We start from the raw sequence: 16,240 nt of genomic DNA on the forward strand, positions 1-16,240 counted from the left end.
GACCGTCCGGCCCCGCGCGCTCGCCGCGGGCCCTTGTGCGCGTCGCGTGAGCGCGCGGACCTGCGCGAGCTTTCCCGTGCTCACGCAGGTCGCATCTGGTATCATGCTTAGGCTGTGCGCGACGCGGGCGTGGCGGAATTGGTAGACGCGCTGGATTTAGGTTCCAGTGGGCTTCCCGTGAAGGTTCGAGTCCTTTCGCCCGCACCACGCGCTCGCATCGGTCTAACACAGGGCCATCGGCACCCTACCCATGCCGAAGTAGGTAAGAGGAGGAACGTTGAACATCACTTCTGACGTGAAGGACGCCAAGCTCACCGCGACGGTCACCATCCCGGCCGCCGACGTCGACGCTGCCATCAAGAAGGCCTACCGCGACGCTGCCAAAAAGTATCGCTTCCCGGGCTTCCGCGCTGGTCACGCCCCGCGTCCCGTCATCGACAACATGCTCGGCGCCGGCGCCGTGCTCGCGCAGGCCACCAACGACCTCATCGGCGAGGCCGAGCCGAAGGTCATCAACGAGCTCGACATCGTCCCGGTGAAGGCCGGCGAGTACGGGGAGCTCGAGAACCCCGTCGCCGACCACGAGGACTTCGTCTACACCATCGAGTTCCAGCTCCGCCCGAGCTGCGAGCTCACCTCCTACGACCCGGTGGAGATCGAGATGCCCCCCGCGGAGGTCACCGAGGGCGAGATCGACGCCCAGGTCGAGATGCTGCTCGGCTACCACGCCTCCTTCGATGACGCCGACCGCCCCGTCGCCGAGGGCGACTACGTCACGGTCGACATCGAGAACGTCAAGAACGCCGAGGCGCTCGCCGGCGAGGGCCGCATGGTCGTGATCGGCTCTGGCAGCCTGCCCGCCGCCTTCGACGAGGGCGTCACCGGCATGGCCAAGGACGAGACCAAGGAGATCTCCTGGACCCCCGAGGTCGAGGGCGCCGAGGAGGCCGCCGTCAAGGTCACCGTCAAGGCTATCAAGGAGCGCACCCTGCCCGAGCTCACCGACGAGCTCGCCAAGGAGGCCTTCGGCTTCGACGACATCGCCGCCATGCGCGACGCCGTCAAGATCGAGCTCGACGCCGACAAGACCTCCAAGCTCCCCGGCATCAAGGAGAACCGCGCCGTCGCCAAGCTCGCCGAGCGCCTGGACCTCGAGAAGGTCGACGAGGACTACGAGCAGTCCGTCTTCTCCGAGCTCGGCCAGAACTTCCTGCAGAGCCTGGCCGGCCGCGGCATGAGCCTGGACACCTGGCTGCAGATGTCCAACATGTCCACCGAGGCCTTCCTGGCCGACCTGCACCGTCAGGCCGACGACGTCGCCCGCGAGTCCCTCGCCCTCGACGCGCTCGCCCGCAAGCTCGAGATCGAGGTCACCGACGAGGACGTGGACGCCGAGTTCGCCCGCGCCGGCGTCGAGGACCCCGAGGCCTCCAAGGCCGCCTTCGTCGCCGAGGGCCGCATCCCGGCCATCCGCGACTCCATCCGCCGCTCCAAGGCCTGCGACTGGCTGGTCGAGACCGCGGTCGTGACCGAGGTCGACGAGTACGCGAAGGCCGACGCCGAGTAGCGCGTATCCCGTCCCCGCGGGCGGGTATCATACCGGGAGACCGGATATCCCATGGTTACGGTGCATCGATTCCGCGCGTCGCGCGGCGTGCACCGTAACGCTATGTACGAACCGAAGAAGGGGGAACGCACATGTACCGTGTCGATTCCGCGCTCGTGCCCTATGTCATCGAGCAGACGCCCCGCGGCGAGCGCAGCTACGACATCTACTCCCGGCTGCTGAACGACCGCATCATCTTCCTCGGCGAGGAGATCAACTCCGTCACCGCGAACCTCGTGATCGCCCAGCTGCTCCATCTGGAGAGCCAGGATGCCGAGAAGGACATCTCGCTCTACATCAACTCGCCCGGCGGCGAGGTCTACTCGGGCCTCGCGATCCTGGACACCATGAACTACATCAAGCCGCAGGTCTCCACCATCTGCGTGGGCATGGCGGCCTCCATGGCCGCCGTCCTGCTCGCCAGCGGCGCCAAGGGCAAGCGCTTCTGCCTGCCCAACTCCATGGTCATGATCCATCAGCCGAGCGGCGGCGCCCAGGGCCAGCAGACCGAGATCGAGATCGCCGCGCGCGAGATCCGCGAGACCCGCCGCCGTCTGAACCAGATCCTGTCCGACGCGAGCGGCCAGCCGTTCGAGAAGGTCGAGGCCGACACCGAGCGCGACCACTACATGCGTGCCGAGGAGGCCCTGTCCTACGGCCTCATCGACCGCATCGTGACCTCCCGCGCCCAGGCCGCGCCCGGGAGCGCCGAGTGATGGCGGGCGATATGACGTCCGACCAGATGCCCTTCGGGCCCATCCACTGCTCGTTCTGCGGCAAGACGCAGGACCAGGTGCGCAAGCTCGTCAAGGGGCCGAGCAACATCTTCATCTGCGACGAGTGCGTCGCGGCCTGCTCGGAGATCCTCGAGGAGTCGCTCGCCCAGGACTTCCTCGCCGCGCAGCAGCAGATGCCGTTCCCTCCCGAGGGCATGATGTTCGCCAACCAGACCGCCGGGGAGCCCGAGCCCGAACCCGAGCCGGAGCACGATGACGCGCACGTCGCCACCGACCTCATCAAGCGCGTCCCCACCCCCCACGAGATCTACGACGAGCTGTCGTCCTACGTGATGGGCCAGGAGGACGCCAAGCGCGCCATGTCCGTCGCCGTCTACAACCACTACCGCCGCGTGCTCGAGCGCGAGGCGGCGGGCGACGCCCGGGACGATGCGGACGACGTCGAGCTCGCCAAGAGCAACATCCTCCTGCTGGGCCCCACCGGCACCGGCAAGACGCTGCTCGCGCAGACGCTCGCGCGCATCCTGGAGGTCCCCTTCGCCATCGCCGACGCCACGGCGCTCACCGAGGCGGGCTACGTGGGCGAGGACGTGGAGAACATCCTCTTGAAGCTCATCAACGCCGCGGACGGGGACGTCGCGCGCGCCCAGATCGGCATCATCTACGTCGACGAGATCGATAAGATCGCGCGCAAGGCGGAGAACCTCTCCATCACGCGCGACGTGTCGGGCGAGGGCGTCCAACAGGCGCTGCTCAAGATCCTCGAGGGGACCGTGGCGAGTGTGCCGCCCACCGGCGGCCGCAAGCACCCGCAGCAGGAGCTCATCCAGATCGACACCACCAACATCCTGTTCATCTGCGGCGGCGCCTTCGTCGGCCTGGACAAGATCATCTCCGACCGCGTGGGCAACAAGGGCGTGGGCTTCAACTCGGAGATCGCCGGCCCCACGAGCGCCGACGAGAACGACCTGCTGCACCAGGTGCTCCCGCAGGACCTCAACGCCTTCGGCATGATCCCCGAGTTCGTGGGCCGCACCCCGGTCATCACGCAGACGAACGCCCTGTCCGAGGACGACCTCGTGAGCATCCTGACCGAGCCCAAGAACGCCATCGTGCGGCAGTACCGCAAGATGTTCGAGATGGAGGGCTGCGAGCTCGAGTTCGAGGACGGCGCCCTGCACGAGATCGCCAAGCTCGCGCTCGCCCGGAAGACCGGTGCGCGCGGCCTGCGCGCCATCTGCGAGGACCTGCTGCAGCAGACGATGTTCGACCTGCCGAGCGAGCAGGGCGTCGAGCGCGTCGTCGTGACGGACGCGTGCGTGCGCGGCGAGGAGCAGCCGCGGCGCGTGTACGACGTCGACGTGGACTGACACGGTGCCCCGTTTCGGGGCGGGCATCTACGTCATCGCGATCAGGGGGCCGCTGCGCAAGCGCGCAGCGGCCCCTTCTCGAAGGCGGGAAAATAGGGACAGGCACTTTTTTCCCGCAGGCGCCGGTCCCCGTGGGAAAAAAGTGCCTGTCCCTATTTTCCCGCGGCGGACAGGTGCACGGTCGGTTAATCTTGCCTGCTCGCGCGGCGCGCGCATGCATTCGTGGTAACCTCATCTCTTGTGTATCGCAACAGAAAGGGAATTTCGCATGGAAGAGATGCCCAAGACATACGACCCCGCGGTCAACGAGCCCAAGATCCTCCAGAAGTGGCTCGACGGCGGCTACTACCGGCGCCGCCCGGGCGTGGGGGACTGCACCGTCACCATCCCGCCGCCCAACGTCACGGGTATGCTGCACATGGGCCATGCGCTCGACGACTCCATCCAGGACGCCATCGTGCGCCAGGCGCGCATGCGCGGCCGCTCCACCCGCTGGATCCTGGGCACCGACCACGCCGGCATCGCCACCCAGACCAAGGTCGACAAGAAGCTGAAGGAGGAGGGCAAAAACCGCCTCGAGATGGGCCGCGACGCCTTCATCGACGCCTGCTGGGACTGGACGCACGAGTACGGCGGCATCATCCAGAACCAGATCCGCCGCATGGGCTGCTCCGTCGACTTCGAGGGCGAGCGCTTCACCATGGACGCCGAGTACGCCGAGGCCGTGCGCCGCGTGTTCTGCGACTGGTACCACGACGGGCTCATCTACCGCGGCAAGCGCATCGTCAACTGGTGCCCCAGCTGCACCACGGCCATCTCGGACGACGAGGCCGAGTACCATGACGAGCACGGCCATCTGTGGCACCTGCGCTACCCGCTGACCGAGCCGGTGAACGGGCAGGACTACATCGTCGTCGCCACCACGCGCCCCGAGACCATGCTCGGCGACACGGGTGTGGCCGTCTCCCCGAAGGACCCCGAGAAGGCCGCCTTCGTGGGCAAGACCGTGCGCCTGCCCATCGTCGACCGCGAGATCCCCATCTTCGAGGACTGGCACGTCGACGCGGGCTTCGGCTCCGGTTTCGTGAAGGTCACGCCCGCCCACGACCCCAACGACTACGCCATGGGCGAGGCCCACGGCCTGCCCAAGATCAACATCTTCGACGAGCACGCGGTCGTCGTGGACGGCTACGGCGCGTTCTCCGGCATGACGCGCGACGAGTGCCGCGAGGCCGTCGTTGCGTGGTTCGAGGAGCACGGCCTGCTCGATCACATCGAGGAGCACGACCACTCCGTCATGCACTGCTACCGCTGCGACACCACGCTCGAGCCCTGGCTGTCCGAGCAGTGGTTCGTGGCAGTCGACAAGCTCAAGGGGCCGGCGATCGAGGCCGTGACCTCGGGCAAGGTGCGCTTCAACGCGGAGCGCTGGAAGCAGAGCTACCTCACCTGGATGGAGAACCTGAAGGACTGGTGCATCAGCCGCCAGCTGTGGTGGGGCCACCGCATCCCCGTGTTCTACTGCGAGGACTGCGGCTGGGAGGACGCCCTCATGGAGGACGTCGACGTGTGCCCGAAGTGCGGCGGCCACCATGTGCACCAGGACGATAACGTGCTCGACACCTGGTTCAGCTCGCAGCTGTGGACCTTCGCCACGCAGGGCTGGCCGCAGCACCCCGAGCAGCTCGAGGGCCATCACCCCACGACGGCGCTCGTCACCGCCCGCGACATCATCGCCCTGTGGGTGGCGCGCATGGTCATGAGCTCGCTGTACTTCCTGGACGAGGTGCCCTTCCGCGACGTCGTCATCTACCCGACGATCCTCGCCAAGGACGGCAGCCGCATGTCCAAGTCCAAGGGCAACGGCGTGGACCCCATGGACCTCATGGACATGTACGGCGCCGACGCCATGCGCTTCAACCTGCTCTCCCTGTTCACCAACAACCAGGACGTCAAGTTCGACGCGGACATCGACAAGAAGACGCATGAGTTCAAGGGCAGCCCGCGCACCGAGCAGGCCAAGTCGTTCGTGACCAAGATCTGGAACGCGAGCCGCTTCCTGCTCATGAACATGGAGGGCTACACGCCGGGCGAGCCGGTGGCCGAGACGCCGGCGGACGCCTGGATGTTCAGCCGCCTCGCCAAGACGGTCGCGTCGGTGACCGCGGGCATCGAGGGCTACACGTTCGGCGACGTCGCACGCGGCATCCAGAGCTTCTTCTGGAACGAGGTCTGCGACTGGTACGTCGAGGTGACCAAGAGCCGCCTGAAGGACGAGGGCGCCCGCCTGCAGGCGCAGCGCAACCTCATCTTCGTGCTCGATACGAGCCTGCGCCTCATGCACCCGCTCATGCCGTTCGTGACCGAGGCGATCTGGGACGTCATGCCCGCGAGCTGCCTTGATATGGACGGCGAGCGCGCTGAGGCCCTCATGGTCGCCGCATGGCCCGAGCCCGCTGACTTCGAGCGCTGGGTGGACGAGCCGGCCGAGCGCGCCTTCGAGCTCACCCGCGCCGTGGTGACCGACGTGCGCTCCACGCGCGCCCGCTACCGCATCAGCCCCAAGGAGCAGCTGAAAGTCGAGATCCGCACCCATAGCGAGGACGTGCACATCGCCTTCGTCGGCGAGGACGAGATGAGCGGCATGGGGCAGTTCATCCGCGATTTCGCGAATCTGAGCGTGCTGTCGGTGGCGAGGGGTTCCGAGCGCTACGAAGTGCCCAAGCCCGAGGGCTCCATCGCCCTGGCCGGCCCGGACTTCGACGCCTACGTTGTCGTGGGCGACCTGGTGGACTTCGCGGCCGAGCGCGCCCGCATCGAGAAGACCATCGCCAAGGACGAGAAGGAGCTGGCGGCCGCCAACAGGACCCTTGCCAACGAGGGCTTCGTGGCCAAGGCCGCGCCCGAGATCGTCGCCAAGAAGCGCGAGCGCGCCGCCGAGCTCGAGGCCGAGATCGCCGCGCTCAGGTCCCAGCTGGCGGACTTCGCATAGCCCCCAGCCGGGTGCGTCCGTCCCTCGGGGGATGGGCGCACCCGCCCCCCGAATGCGCCAAGGGGCCCGTCGCATCGCGGTGCGACGGGCCCCTTGCTCGTACGCGGGGAGATGTCGGACGCGGCGGCTACGCGATGCCCATGTACTCCTTCATACCCTCGACGGCCGCCTTCGCCCCTGCGACCGCGTGCACGACGGTGCGGGGGCCGGTCGCCACGTCGCCGGCGGCGAAGACGCCCGGGACCGTGCACATGTTCCTCTCATCCACTTCGAGCAGGCCGCGGTCGTTGGTGGCGAGGCCGTCGGTGGTGAGCACGAGCTTGTCCTTCGGCAGCTGCGACACGGCGATCACCACGGTGTCGCACGTCACGTGGTCGAGCTCGTCCCCGTAGCCCGCCACCTCGCCGTTCTCGTCGAAGATGGCGGTGCGGAAGACCGGCCCGTCCTTCTCGATGGCGACGACGTCCTTGCCGCGCACGATCTCGCAGCCCTCGAGCTCGGCGTACTCGACCTCCTCCGAGCTCGCCGTCACCTGGTTGGTGTTGGAGTACAGGGTCACGCGGTGCGCGCCGTGGCGCAGCGCGGTGCGCGCCACGTCCATGGCGACGTTGCCCACGCCGATGATCGCGACGTCGCGCCCCAGGTCCACGGAGTCCGGGTCGACGAGGTAGTCGATGCCGAAGAAGACGTTGCCGCGCCCCTGTCCGCGGATGTCGAGCTTGCGGGCGCGCCAGGTCCCCGTGCCCACGAACACGCTGTCGTAGCCGTCGCGGAACAGGTCGTCGATGTTCAGCGCGCCGCCGATGGTGGTGGAGGGGCGCAGGCGCACCCCGAGCGACACCATGATGTCGCGATAGCGGCCCACGAGCTCCTTGGACAGGCGGAACTCCGGGATGCCGTAGCGCAGCACGCCGCCGATCTCGGCCTTCTGCTCGAACACCGTCACGTCGCAGCCCGCCTCGGCCATCTTGATGGCCACGGTGATGCCGGCGGGCCCCGAGCCGATCACGGCGACGGACTTGCCGCAGGGGTCGGCGCGCTTGGGCGTGTAGCGGTCGAGGAAGGTGCGGGAGATGTAGTTCTCGATGCTCGAGAAATGCACCGGGTTGCCGCGGCGCCCCTGGATGCAGTTGCCCTCGCACTGGTTGGAGTGGTTGCAGATGAGCGAGCAGACGGCGCTCATGGGGTTGTTATCGAACAGCAGCGCCCCCGCCTCGTCCATCCTGCGCTCCTTGAACAGGCCGATCACCTCGGGGATGGGCGTGTGGACGGGGCATCCCTTGATCTGGCACATCGCCCGCTTGCATCTGAGGCACCGGTTGGCCTCCTCGACAACATGAATCGCCATGCGTATCTCCCATCGTTCGCGTCTCGCCCTCGCGCCGAGGCCGGCGCGGCGGGCGGTTGCGCTCAAGCATATCGCCCGATCCGGCTCGGTGCCACGGGATGCCCTGTTCTTTCCGGTGTTTTGTTTCGGGGGCCAGAAACGGGGGCGCCGGAGGGCCGGATATGAGGTACCGGTACCCATGCCGCGCGCCCCGCCGCGCCGCGGGCGGGGCGTGGTAGTATCGAGCGTGCCGCGCCGCCGGGCGGTGCGGCGCTCTGGATCACATGCAACGTAGGAGCTGACCTCATATGCCCAAGCGCACCGACGCCTACCGGGTCCCCTTCGCGGTGCCCGAGCTCGCCTTCGACGAGGCCGTGGCCCTGGCGGCCGACACCGGGACCATCTCGGGGGACGCGGGGCCCCTGCTCGAGACCGTCGTCGACATGCTCGACGTGCTCGAGCGCCCCGACGAGCACATGGACTGCATCCAGGTCGCGGGTACCAACGGCAAGACCTCGACGGCGCGCTTCTGCGCGGCGGCGCTCTCAGGGGAGGGGCTCTCCTGCGCGCTGTACACCTCGCCCCAGCTCGTCCGCTATCCCGAGCGCATGGAGGTCCGCGGCCGCGTCGTGGGCGACGGCGCGTTCGCCCACGGGGTCTCCGTCGCCGTGGAGGCCGGCCGGCGCGTCAACGCCGCGCGCGCCGCGGCCGGCGAGCGCGCCTACACCATCACCCCCTTCGACCTGCTCACGGTCGCCGCGCTCACGGTCTTCGCCGAGGCCCGCGTCGACGTCGCGGTGCTCGAGGTGGGCATGGGCGGGCGCTGGGACGCCACGAGCGCGACCGACCCGGTGGCGGTCGCCGTCACGGGCATCGGCCTCGACCACATGCGCATCCTGGGCGACACCCTGGAGGAGATCGCGGGGGAGAAGGCCGCGGTCATCAAGCCGGGGCGCGCGGTGGTGCTCGGCGAGGGGACCCATGAGCCGGGCGTGCGGCGCGTGATGGACGAGCGCTGCCGCGCCTGCGGCGTCGTCCCGCTCGCGTCGTCGCACACCCTGATCGGGAGGCCCGGCCGCCTCGGCGGCGAGCTCGCCTTCACGGTCGACGCCCCGCACGCCTCCTACACGTTGCGCATCCCCAAGCCCGCCTACCAGGCGCAGAACGCCGCGTGCGCCGTCTTCCTCGCCGAGGCCTACCTCGGCCGCGCCCTCGACGCCGCGGCGCTCCAGGCGAGCCTCGCGGCCGCCCCGACGCCGGGGCGCTTCGACACGGTGCGCGCCGACCCGCTCGTGCTCGTGGACGCGTGCCACAACCCGCAGTCCTGCGAGGCCTTCGTCTCCGCGCTCGACGAGGTGGACGCCGACGTCGCCGCGCGCCCCACGCTGCTTCTGGCCGCGCTGTCCGACAAGGACGTGGCGGGCATCGTGCGCGCCCTCGTGCCGGCGTTCCCGCGCGTCGCCGTGTGCGCGACCGATTCCGCCCGCGCCCTGCCGCCGGCGCGCCTCGCGGCCCTGGTGGGGGAGGAGCTCGCCCGCGAGGGGCGCCCCGGGACCGACCTCCGCGCGGTTTTCCCCGATGTCCCGCGCGCGCTCGACGCCCTGACGGAGGCGGGGGAGCCCCTCGTCGCCGCCGGCACCATCACCCTCGCCGGGGAGGTCGCCGGGTACCTTCGCGGCTAGGCCGTCCGGGCGCGGCTGAGATATGGTGCAACTATCAAGTTCTACTTGAAGCTGAGACTCTCGACTATACTGGGGCCGTCACCGAACGATTGGAGCGGACCCCGCGTATGTACGACCACGCACCGTCACCGAGCGAACCGAGGGCGGAGCTCGCCGCCGCCCGCCGGGCGGCGCACCTCGCCGTCACCGCCGGCCTGACCGCGGCGCTCGTCGTCGCGGGCGGCCTCGGCCCCTGGGCGCGCGCCGCCTACGCGGCGTCCGCCGACACCGAGGCGGAGCTCGCCGCCCTGACGGAGCAGGTGCGCGACGCCGCGGCGACGCACAGCGAGGCCACGGCGAACGCCGCCGAGCTCGACCGGCAGATCGCCGAGCAGGCCGAGGAGATCCTGCGCATCGAGCAGGAGGTCATCCCCGAGCAGCGCGACCGGGCGTCCCGCGCGGCGGCCAACCTCTACAAGATGCGCGAGTCCTCCTCGAACATCGTGTCGATGCTCCTGTCCGCGAGCTCCCTGTCCGACTTCATCACCCAGACCAAGTACCTCACGAGCATCCAGGACGACAACGTCCAGGCGCTCGAGGAGTACGAGTCCGCCTGCGCCGAGCTCGAGGCTAGGCTCGCCGAGCTCTCGGCCGCCCGCGACCAGGCGGGGGTCGAGACCCAGCGCGCCGCCGACGCGCTTGCCCAGGCGTCGTCCGCGCAGCAGGCCCTCGAGGAGCGCGCCGCGAGCGAGGACGCCGCCGAGGCGGCAGCGGCGCGCGCGGCCGCCGACGAGGCCGCGGCGCTCCAGGCGCAGATGGAGCAGGAGGCCGCCGCGGCGGACGGGGGAGCCGGCCAGACGGGCGGCTCCGACCAGGGGAGCGCGGGCTCGGGAGACGCCGGCTCGTCCGGCGGCTCGGCATCCGAGGCGCCTTCCGCCCCGTCCGCACCGGCCGACGACGCCCCGTCCTCCGACGGGGGCTCCTCCGCCGACGAGGGCGGCTGGCTCTCCGGCGTCGCCTCGCACTACGGCACCGGCGACGGCCTCATGGGCGCCCTCACCGCCAGCGGCGAGCCGGTCACGGAGACCTCGATGGGCATCGCCATGCTGAACGTCCCGCTCGGAACCATGGTGGAGATCCGCTACAACGGGCGCTCCGTCATCGCGCGCGTGAACGACCGCGGGCCCTACGCCCACGGCCGCGTCATCGATATGCAGCCCGCCGTCGCGCGCGCCCTGGGCTTCCTGTCGGTCGGCGTCGACACCGTGGAGTACCGCTTCCTGTAGCGGCCCCGCCGCCCCGGCGCTATGATGGGTCCCGGGCGGACCGGGCGCGTCCCGCGTCCGCAGGATGCGTGAACCGGGTCCCGCCGCGGCGGGGGAGAGCGAGGGACGTCTATGGCGATGGCAGACGAGGGGCGCATCGCGCGCGTGCTCGACCGTCTCGAGGAGCGCCACCCCGGCGCCCAGCTGCTCGTCACGGACCCGTGGTCGATCTTCTACCTCACGGGCTTCTACGCCGAGATGTACGAGCGGTTCTCCGGCGTGCTGCTGCGCGCGGGCGAGCGCCCCGTCATCTTCGACAACGCGCTGTACCCCATCGACGGCTACGGCAACGCCGACGTCGTGGTGTTCGACGACGCCGACGACCTCGCCTCGGTCCTCTGCTCCCGCATCGACCCCACCGCCCCGCTCGGCGTCGATGCGCAGATGCGCTCGGGCTTCCTCATGCCGCTCATCGAGCGTGCCGCCGCGCCCTCGTTCTTCCTCGGCTCCTACGCCGTCGCCGAGACGCGTGCGCGCAAGGACGCCCGCGAGCGCGAGCTGATGCGCGCGTCGAGCCGTGTGAACGACGCCGTGATGGCCGAGCTCCCCGGCCTCGTGCACGAGGGCGCGACGGAGCGCGGCATCGCCGCCCAGCTGCTCGACATCTACCGCGCGCACGGGGCCGAGGACTTCTCCTTCCCGTCCATCGTGAGCTTCGGCGCCCATGCGGCGGACCCGCATCACGAGCCCGACGGGACGGCTCTGCGCGCAGGCGAGGTCGTGCTGTTCGACATCGGCGGGAGGCGCGAGCGCTACTGCTCCGACATGACGCGGACCTTCTTCTTCGGCGAGCCGGATGCCGAGTCCGCGCGCGTCTACGACGTGGTGCGCCGCGCGAACGAGGCGGCCGAGGCCCTCGTGCGCCCCGGCGTGCGCTTCTGCGACCTCGATCGCGCCGCCCGCGGGGTCATCGAGGACGCGGGGTACGGCCCGTACTTCACCCATCGGCTCGGCCACTCCATCGGCCTCGAGGACCACGAGCCCGGCGACGTCTCGTCGGTGAACGAGGACGTCGTGGAGCCGGGGATGACCTTCTCCATCGAGCCGGGCGTCTACCTGCCGGGGCGCACCGGCGTGCGCATCGAGGACCTCGTGCTCGTCACGGAGGACGGCGCCGAGGTGCTCAACGCCTATCCCAAGGAGCCGATGCGCATCGACCGCTGAGCGCGCCGGCCCGGCGCGCCGGGCGGCCGTCCGTTTCGTCCGCATCCGGCTCCGCGCCCACGCGCCCGGCCGTCCGCTTCGTCCGCATGCTTCGCGCCCGGCTCCGCGCCCCTGCGCCCGGCGCCCTGCGCTTGTATGTCGAAAGCGTGTCATCTGCGGCCGGTCGGCCCCGCACGGTATAGAATCGGCAAGTAAGTTTGTGTAACGCACGGAAAGGCTGCATCCCCATGCTCGACAGCATTCTTCAGGAGATCATGTCGCCCCAGCTCCAGATGGCCATCTATCTGTTCGTCGGCTTCATCGTCGCCCTCTACGCCCTGTCGGTCGTCTACGTCTTCATCGACGCCCGCCGCCGCGGCGTCCGCGCCTTCTGGGCGTGGGGCATCGTCGCGCTCATCCCCTTCGTCGGCCTGATCGCCTACGTCGTCCTGCGCCCCAGCTCCTATCTCGCCGACCGCGAGGAGCAGGAGCTCGACATGGCCCTGCGCGAGCGCCAGCTCGCCGCGTACGGCACCTGCCCGCAGTGCGGCACCTCCATCGAGAAGGACTTCGTGGTGTGCCCCGTGTGCAACACGCAGGTGCGCAACGTCTGCCCGAGCTGCCACCGCCCGCTCGACGCCCATTGGAAGGTGTGCCCGTACTGCCGCACCCACATCCAGTAGCCGCGCGCCCGCGCCCTCCGCACCGCGGGGGGCGCTTCGCTTTTCCGCCCGCCGGGCCCGCGGCGCGACGGGGCCGCACGGGAGCGGCGGCCGCCTGCGCTGGACCGTCCCCGCGCGACGTGGTACAACTATCTCACCCGATTCGGAAGGGGCATCGACCATGCGCTCCATATTCGCCCTCAAAGCGGCCCGAACCCAGACTATCTAGGCGTCTGCCCATCCCTGCGGCCGCATCGCCGCGGGCAGGCGCCGTGTGCACCGCTCGCCGCCCCCAGGGGCGCGGGCGTTTTTCTTGCAGATCAGCCGCGGGGCCTCGCGCCGCGGCGGTACCACGATAAGGAGTACACCATGAAGGTCCTGTACAACGACGGTCACGTGGACGAGTGCCCGGCCGACGAGGTCGCGCACGTTATCCGCCACTCCGCGGCCCACATCATGGCGCAGGCCATCAAGCGGCTGTACCCGCAGGCCGACTTCGCCTACGGCCCGGCCACGGACAACGGCTTCTACTACGACGTCGACCTCGGCGACGCCACCCTCTCCGAGGACGACCTGCCCGCCATCGAGGCGGAGATGAGGAAGATCGCCAAGGAGAACCTCAAGTTCACGACCTTCGAGCTGCCCCGCGCCGAGGCCATCGCGCTCATGGAGGAGCGCGGCGAGAAGTACAAGGTCGAGCACATCGGCGACCTTGACCCCGACGCGCGCATCACCTTCTTCCAGCAGGGCGAGTACATCGACATGTGCGTGGGCCCGCACATCACCTACACGAAGGCCCTGAAGGCGTTCAAGCTCACCGGCGTGTCCGGCGCCTACTGGAAGGCCGACAAGAACAACAAGATGCTCACGCGCGTGAACGGCACGGCGTTCGCCACCAAGGAGGAGCTCGACGAGCACCTGCGCCTGATCGAGGAGGCCAAGAAGCGCGACCACCGCAGGATCGGCCGCGAGATGGACCTGTTCATGATGCGCGACGAGGCCCCGGGCTTCCCGTTCTTCCTGCCCAACGGCATGATCTTGAAGAACCAGCTGCTCGACTACTGGCGCGAGATCCACCACAAGGCGGGCTACGTGGAGATCTCCACGCCGTTGATCATGAACAAGCAGCTGTGGAAGATCTCCGGCCACTGGGACCACTACAAGGACAACATGTACTCCACGATCATCGACGACGAGGAGTACTGCATCAAGCCGATGAACTGCCCCGGCGGCGTGCTCGTGTACGCCTCCAAGCCGCACAGCTACCGCGAGCTGCCCATCCGCGCGGGCGAGATCGGCCTGGTGCACCGTCACGAGCTCAAGGGCGCCCTGCACGGCCTGTTCCGCGTGCGCTGCTTCAACCAGGACGACGCGCACCTGTTCGTGCGCCCCGACCAGCTGACCGATGAGATCGTGGGCGTGGTGAACCTGATCGACTCCGTCTACCAGAAGTTCGGCTTCACCTACCACCTCGAGCTCTCCACGCGCCCCGAGGACTCCATGGGCTCCGATGAGGACTGGGAGGCCGCCGAGGCCGGCCTGCGCGCGGCGCTGGAGCGCCTCGGCAAGGAGTACGTGGTCAACGAGGGCGACGGCGCCTTCTACGGCCCCAAGATCGACTTCCATCTGGAGGACTCGCTCGGCCGGACCTGGCAGTGCGGCACCGTGCAGCTCGACTTCCAGATGCCCATCAACTTCGACCTCGAGTACACGGACGCCGACGGCGCCAAGAAGCGCCCCATCATGCTGCACCGCGTGTGCTTCGGCTCCATCGAGCGCTTCATCGGCATCCTGATCGAGCACTACGCCGGCAAGTTCCCCACCTGGCTCGCGCCCGTCCAGGTGAAGGTCCTGCCCGTGTCCGAGAAGAGCCGCGCCTACGCCCACACCGTCGCCGACCAGCTCGATGCCGCCGGCATCCGCGTGGTCGTGGACGACCGCGACGAGAAGATCGGCTACAAGATCCGCGAGGCCCGCGGCGTCGACCGCGTGCCCTACATGCTGATCCTGGGCGAGAAGGAGGCCGAGGCGGGCAGCATCTCGGTGCGCGACCGCACGAACGAGACGCACCCCTCCACGGTCGAGGAGTTCATCGCCCAGCTCGACGCCGAGATCTCCGAGCGCCGCAGCTAACGTCGCCTGCCGGTGGGAAAATAGGGAGAGTCACTTTTTTCCCACCATCTGTCACCAGCGCGGACCGACGTCGGTCACGGCACCCCGTGGGAAAAAAGTGACTGTCCCTATTTTCCCCAGGTATACTTGATGGGTTCGCAGAGGGCGTGAGGTTCGAGGGGCGGTGCGGGAGATGACGGGTCCTGCCAATGAGTACGCATCGATGCAGGGCGCGCGCTGCGCATGGTTCGTGCGGGCGCGCCACGTCCCCGATGCCCTCGCCAAGATCGGGCTCGTCGGCCCCGCGGACCGCCTCGTCGTCCGCGCGAACGATTTCACCGACGCCTTCCGCTCCGCCTTCGGCGCGGGGTGCCTGAGCTTCGCGCGGGACGTCACCCCCGAGGCCTTCCTGGACGCGACGCGCGCCTGCCCCCATCCCGCCGCGGGCGGTCCGCGCGAGGGGCACGCCTCGTATGCGGACGGCGCGGGCGCGGGCTACGACCGCCTCTTCTGGTTCGTGAACTCCATCGGCTGCTTCGGCCTGCGCGTGGCCGACCTGCGCGGCCTCGCTGACGCGGCACGGGACGCCGGGGCGATCCTCATCGTCGACAACACCGTCGCCTCGGCGTGGGGCTGCCTGCCGCTCGAGGCGGGCGCGCACGTGGTCTGCGAGGGCCTCGACCGCGTCGCCGCCGGCGAGCTCGCCGAGCGCGCCGTGGGCATCGCCGTCGCCCGCGACGCGCGGGGTCGCGGCCGCCGCAGGGTCGCGGACCCGCTCGCCGCCGACGCCTACCGGATGCTCGCGCAGCGGCTGGGAGGGGAGCGCGTGCAGCCGAGCTTCGACGTCTCCGGCCGCGACCTGGACGCCCTCGCCCGCGGTTTCGGGACCCTGCCGGCGCGCATGCAGCGCCACGACGACAACGCCCGCGCGATCGCCGAGTACCTCGCCGCGAACCCCTACGTGCCGTCCGTGGCCTACCCCGGCTTGCCGTCCCATCCCGACTACGAGGTCGCCGCGCGCACGCTCCGGCACGGGTTCGGGCCCGCCGTCGACTTCGAGCTGCCCCATGGCCTCTCGGCGCGCGGGCTCATCGCCGCCTGCCCCGCCTCCTACCGCTCCGCCCGCGCCGGCGGCCCGACGACGCGCCTGTCCGCCCCGCGCGGCGACGAGGCGCGCTTCATCCGCCTGTTCGCGGGCGTCGACGACCCGCTCGAGATCGTCGACAGCCTCGACCAGGCCATGCGCCTGTCCTGCGATCCGCCCCAGCCCTGATCGCCGCCGGCCCGCGCCCGTCCGGCGCGCGG

Annotated in this window: 11 protein-coding genes and 1 tRNA gene; 11 read left to right on the forward strand and 1 reads right to left on the reverse strand. The window is 69.7% G+C overall.

Annotation, left to right across the window (positions count from 1 at the left end; all coding sequences use genetic code 11):
• Positions 1–123: 123 nt before the first annotated feature.
• The 5 genes from PHA29_RS04325 (at position 124) to PHA29_RS04345 (ending at position 6,705) form a co-directional block, all read left to right on the forward strand.
• A tRNA-Leu gene (locus tag PHA29_RS04325) sits at positions 124–207 on the forward strand.
• 70 nt (positions 208–277) lie between these two features.
• Positions 278–1,567, forward strand: a complete 1,290-nt coding sequence (gene tig / locus PHA29_RS04330) for a trigger factor (RefSeq protein ID WP_270848288.1) — start codon at positions 278–280, stop codon at positions 1,565–1,567.
• A gap of 131 nt (positions 1,568–1,698) precedes the next feature.
• Positions 1,699–2,322, forward strand: coding sequence for an ATP-dependent Clp protease proteolytic subunit (locus PHA29_RS04335; protein WP_270405043.1), 624 nt, complete (start codon positions 1,699–1,701; stop codon positions 2,320–2,322).
• Positions 2,323–2,333: 11 nt separating this feature from the next.
• Entirely contained in the window at positions 2,334–3,713 is a 1,380-nt protein-coding gene (gene clpX, locus PHA29_RS04340) for an ATP-dependent Clp protease ATP-binding subunit ClpX (RefSeq protein ID WP_270574572.1), read from the forward strand.
• 268 nt (positions 3,714–3,981) lie between these two features.
• Positions 3,982–6,705: a valine--tRNA ligase gene (locus PHA29_RS04345; protein ID WP_270848291.1), complete on the forward strand. Its 2,724-nt coding sequence runs from the start codon at positions 3,982–3,984 to the stop codon at positions 6,703–6,705.
• A gap of 127 nt (positions 6,706–6,832) precedes the next feature.
• On the opposite strand, the gene PHA29_RS04350 is transcribed toward PHA29_RS04345, so the two are convergent.
• Entirely contained in the window at positions 6,833–8,053 is a 1,221-nt protein-coding gene (locus PHA29_RS04350; RefSeq protein WP_270848292.1) for an FAD-dependent oxidoreductase, read from the reverse strand.
• Between the two features lie 287 nt (positions 8,054–8,340).
• On the opposite strand from PHA29_RS04350, the gene PHA29_RS04355 reads away from it, so the two are divergent.
• The 6 genes from PHA29_RS04355 to PHA29_RS04380 all read left to right on the forward strand — a co-directional run bounded on the left by PHA29_RS04355 (position 8,341) and on the right by PHA29_RS04380 (position 16,208).
• Entirely contained in the window at positions 8,341–9,714 is a 1,374-nt protein-coding gene (locus PHA29_RS04355) for a bifunctional folylpolyglutamate synthase/dihydrofolate synthase (protein ID WP_270848294.1), read from the forward strand.
• 107 nt (positions 9,715–9,821) lie between these two features.
• A complete protein-coding gene (locus PHA29_RS04360) occupies positions 9,822–10,979 on the forward strand; it encodes an RlpA-like double-psi beta-barrel domain-containing protein (RefSeq protein ID WP_270848295.1) in 1,158 nt (385 codons plus the stop codon).
• 111 nt (positions 10,980–11,090) lie between these two features.
• The gene (locus PHA29_RS04365) at positions 11,091–12,182 is read left to right on the forward strand and encodes a M24 family metallopeptidase (RefSeq protein WP_270848296.1); all 1,092 of its coding nucleotides are present in this window, start codon (positions 11,091–11,093) and stop codon (positions 12,180–12,182) included.
• A 227-nt stretch (positions 12,183–12,409) separates the two neighbouring features.
• Positions 12,410–12,844: a double zinc ribbon domain-containing protein gene (locus PHA29_RS04370; RefSeq protein WP_270405050.1), complete on the forward strand. Its 435-nt coding sequence runs from the start codon at positions 12,410–12,412 to the stop codon at positions 12,842–12,844.
• 348 nt (positions 12,845–13,192) lie between these two features.
• Complete coding sequence (gene thrS, locus PHA29_RS04375; RefSeq protein ID WP_270848298.1) at positions 13,193–14,956, forward strand: threonine--tRNA ligase; 1,764 nt, start codon at positions 13,193–13,195, stop codon at positions 14,954–14,956.
• Positions 14,957–15,128: 172 nt separating this feature from the next.
• Positions 15,129–16,208, forward strand: a complete 1,080-nt coding sequence (locus PHA29_RS04380; protein ID WP_270848300.1) for a PLP-dependent transferase — start codon at positions 15,129–15,131, stop codon at positions 16,206–16,208.
• Positions 16,209–16,240 lie beyond the last annotated feature (32 nt).

It is taken from the genome of Candidatus Collinsella stercoripullorum (assembly GCF_027669965.1).
Lineage (GTDB): Bacteria > Actinomycetota > Coriobacteriia > Coriobacteriales > Coriobacteriaceae > Collinsella > Collinsella stercoripullorum.

Excerpts from the sequence above, each read along its gene's own strand:
- PHA29_RS04360 (WP_270848295.1), top strand. The coding sequence starts at position 9,822 with ATGTACGACCACGCACCGTCACCGAGCGAACCGAGGGCGGAGCTCGCC.
- thrS (WP_270848298.1), top strand. The coding sequence starts at position 13,193 with ATGAAGGTCCTGTACAACGACGGTCACGTGGACGAGTGCCCGGCCGAC.
- PHA29_RS04355 (WP_270848294.1), top strand. The coding sequence starts at position 8,341 with ATGCCCAAGCGCACCGACGCCTACCGGGTCCCCTTCGCGGTGCCCGAG.
- PHA29_RS04350 (WP_270848292.1), bottom strand. The coding sequence starts at position 8,053 with ATGGCGATTCATGTTGTCGAGGAGGCCAACCGGTGCCTCAGATGCAAG.
- PHA29_RS04370 (WP_270405050.1), top strand. The coding sequence starts at position 12,410 with ATGCTCGACAGCATTCTTCAGGAGATCATGTCGCCCCAGCTCCAGATG.
- clpX (WP_270574572.1), top strand. The coding sequence starts at position 2,334 with ATGACGTCCGACCAGATGCCCTTCGGGCCCATCCACTGCTCGTTCTGC.
- PHA29_RS04345 (WP_270848291.1), top strand. The coding sequence starts at position 3,982 with ATGGAAGAGATGCCCAAGACATACGACCCCGCGGTCAACGAGCCCAAG.
- PHA29_RS04365 (WP_270848296.1), top strand. The coding sequence starts at position 11,091 with ATGGCGATGGCAGACGAGGGGCGCATCGCGCGCGTGCTCGACCGTCTC.
- PHA29_RS04335 (WP_270405043.1), top strand. The coding sequence starts at position 1,699 with ATGTACCGTGTCGATTCCGCGCTCGTGCCCTATGTCATCGAGCAGACG.
- PHA29_RS04380 (WP_270848300.1), top strand. The coding sequence starts at position 15,129 with ATGACGGGTCCTGCCAATGAGTACGCATCGATGCAGGGCGCGCGCTGC.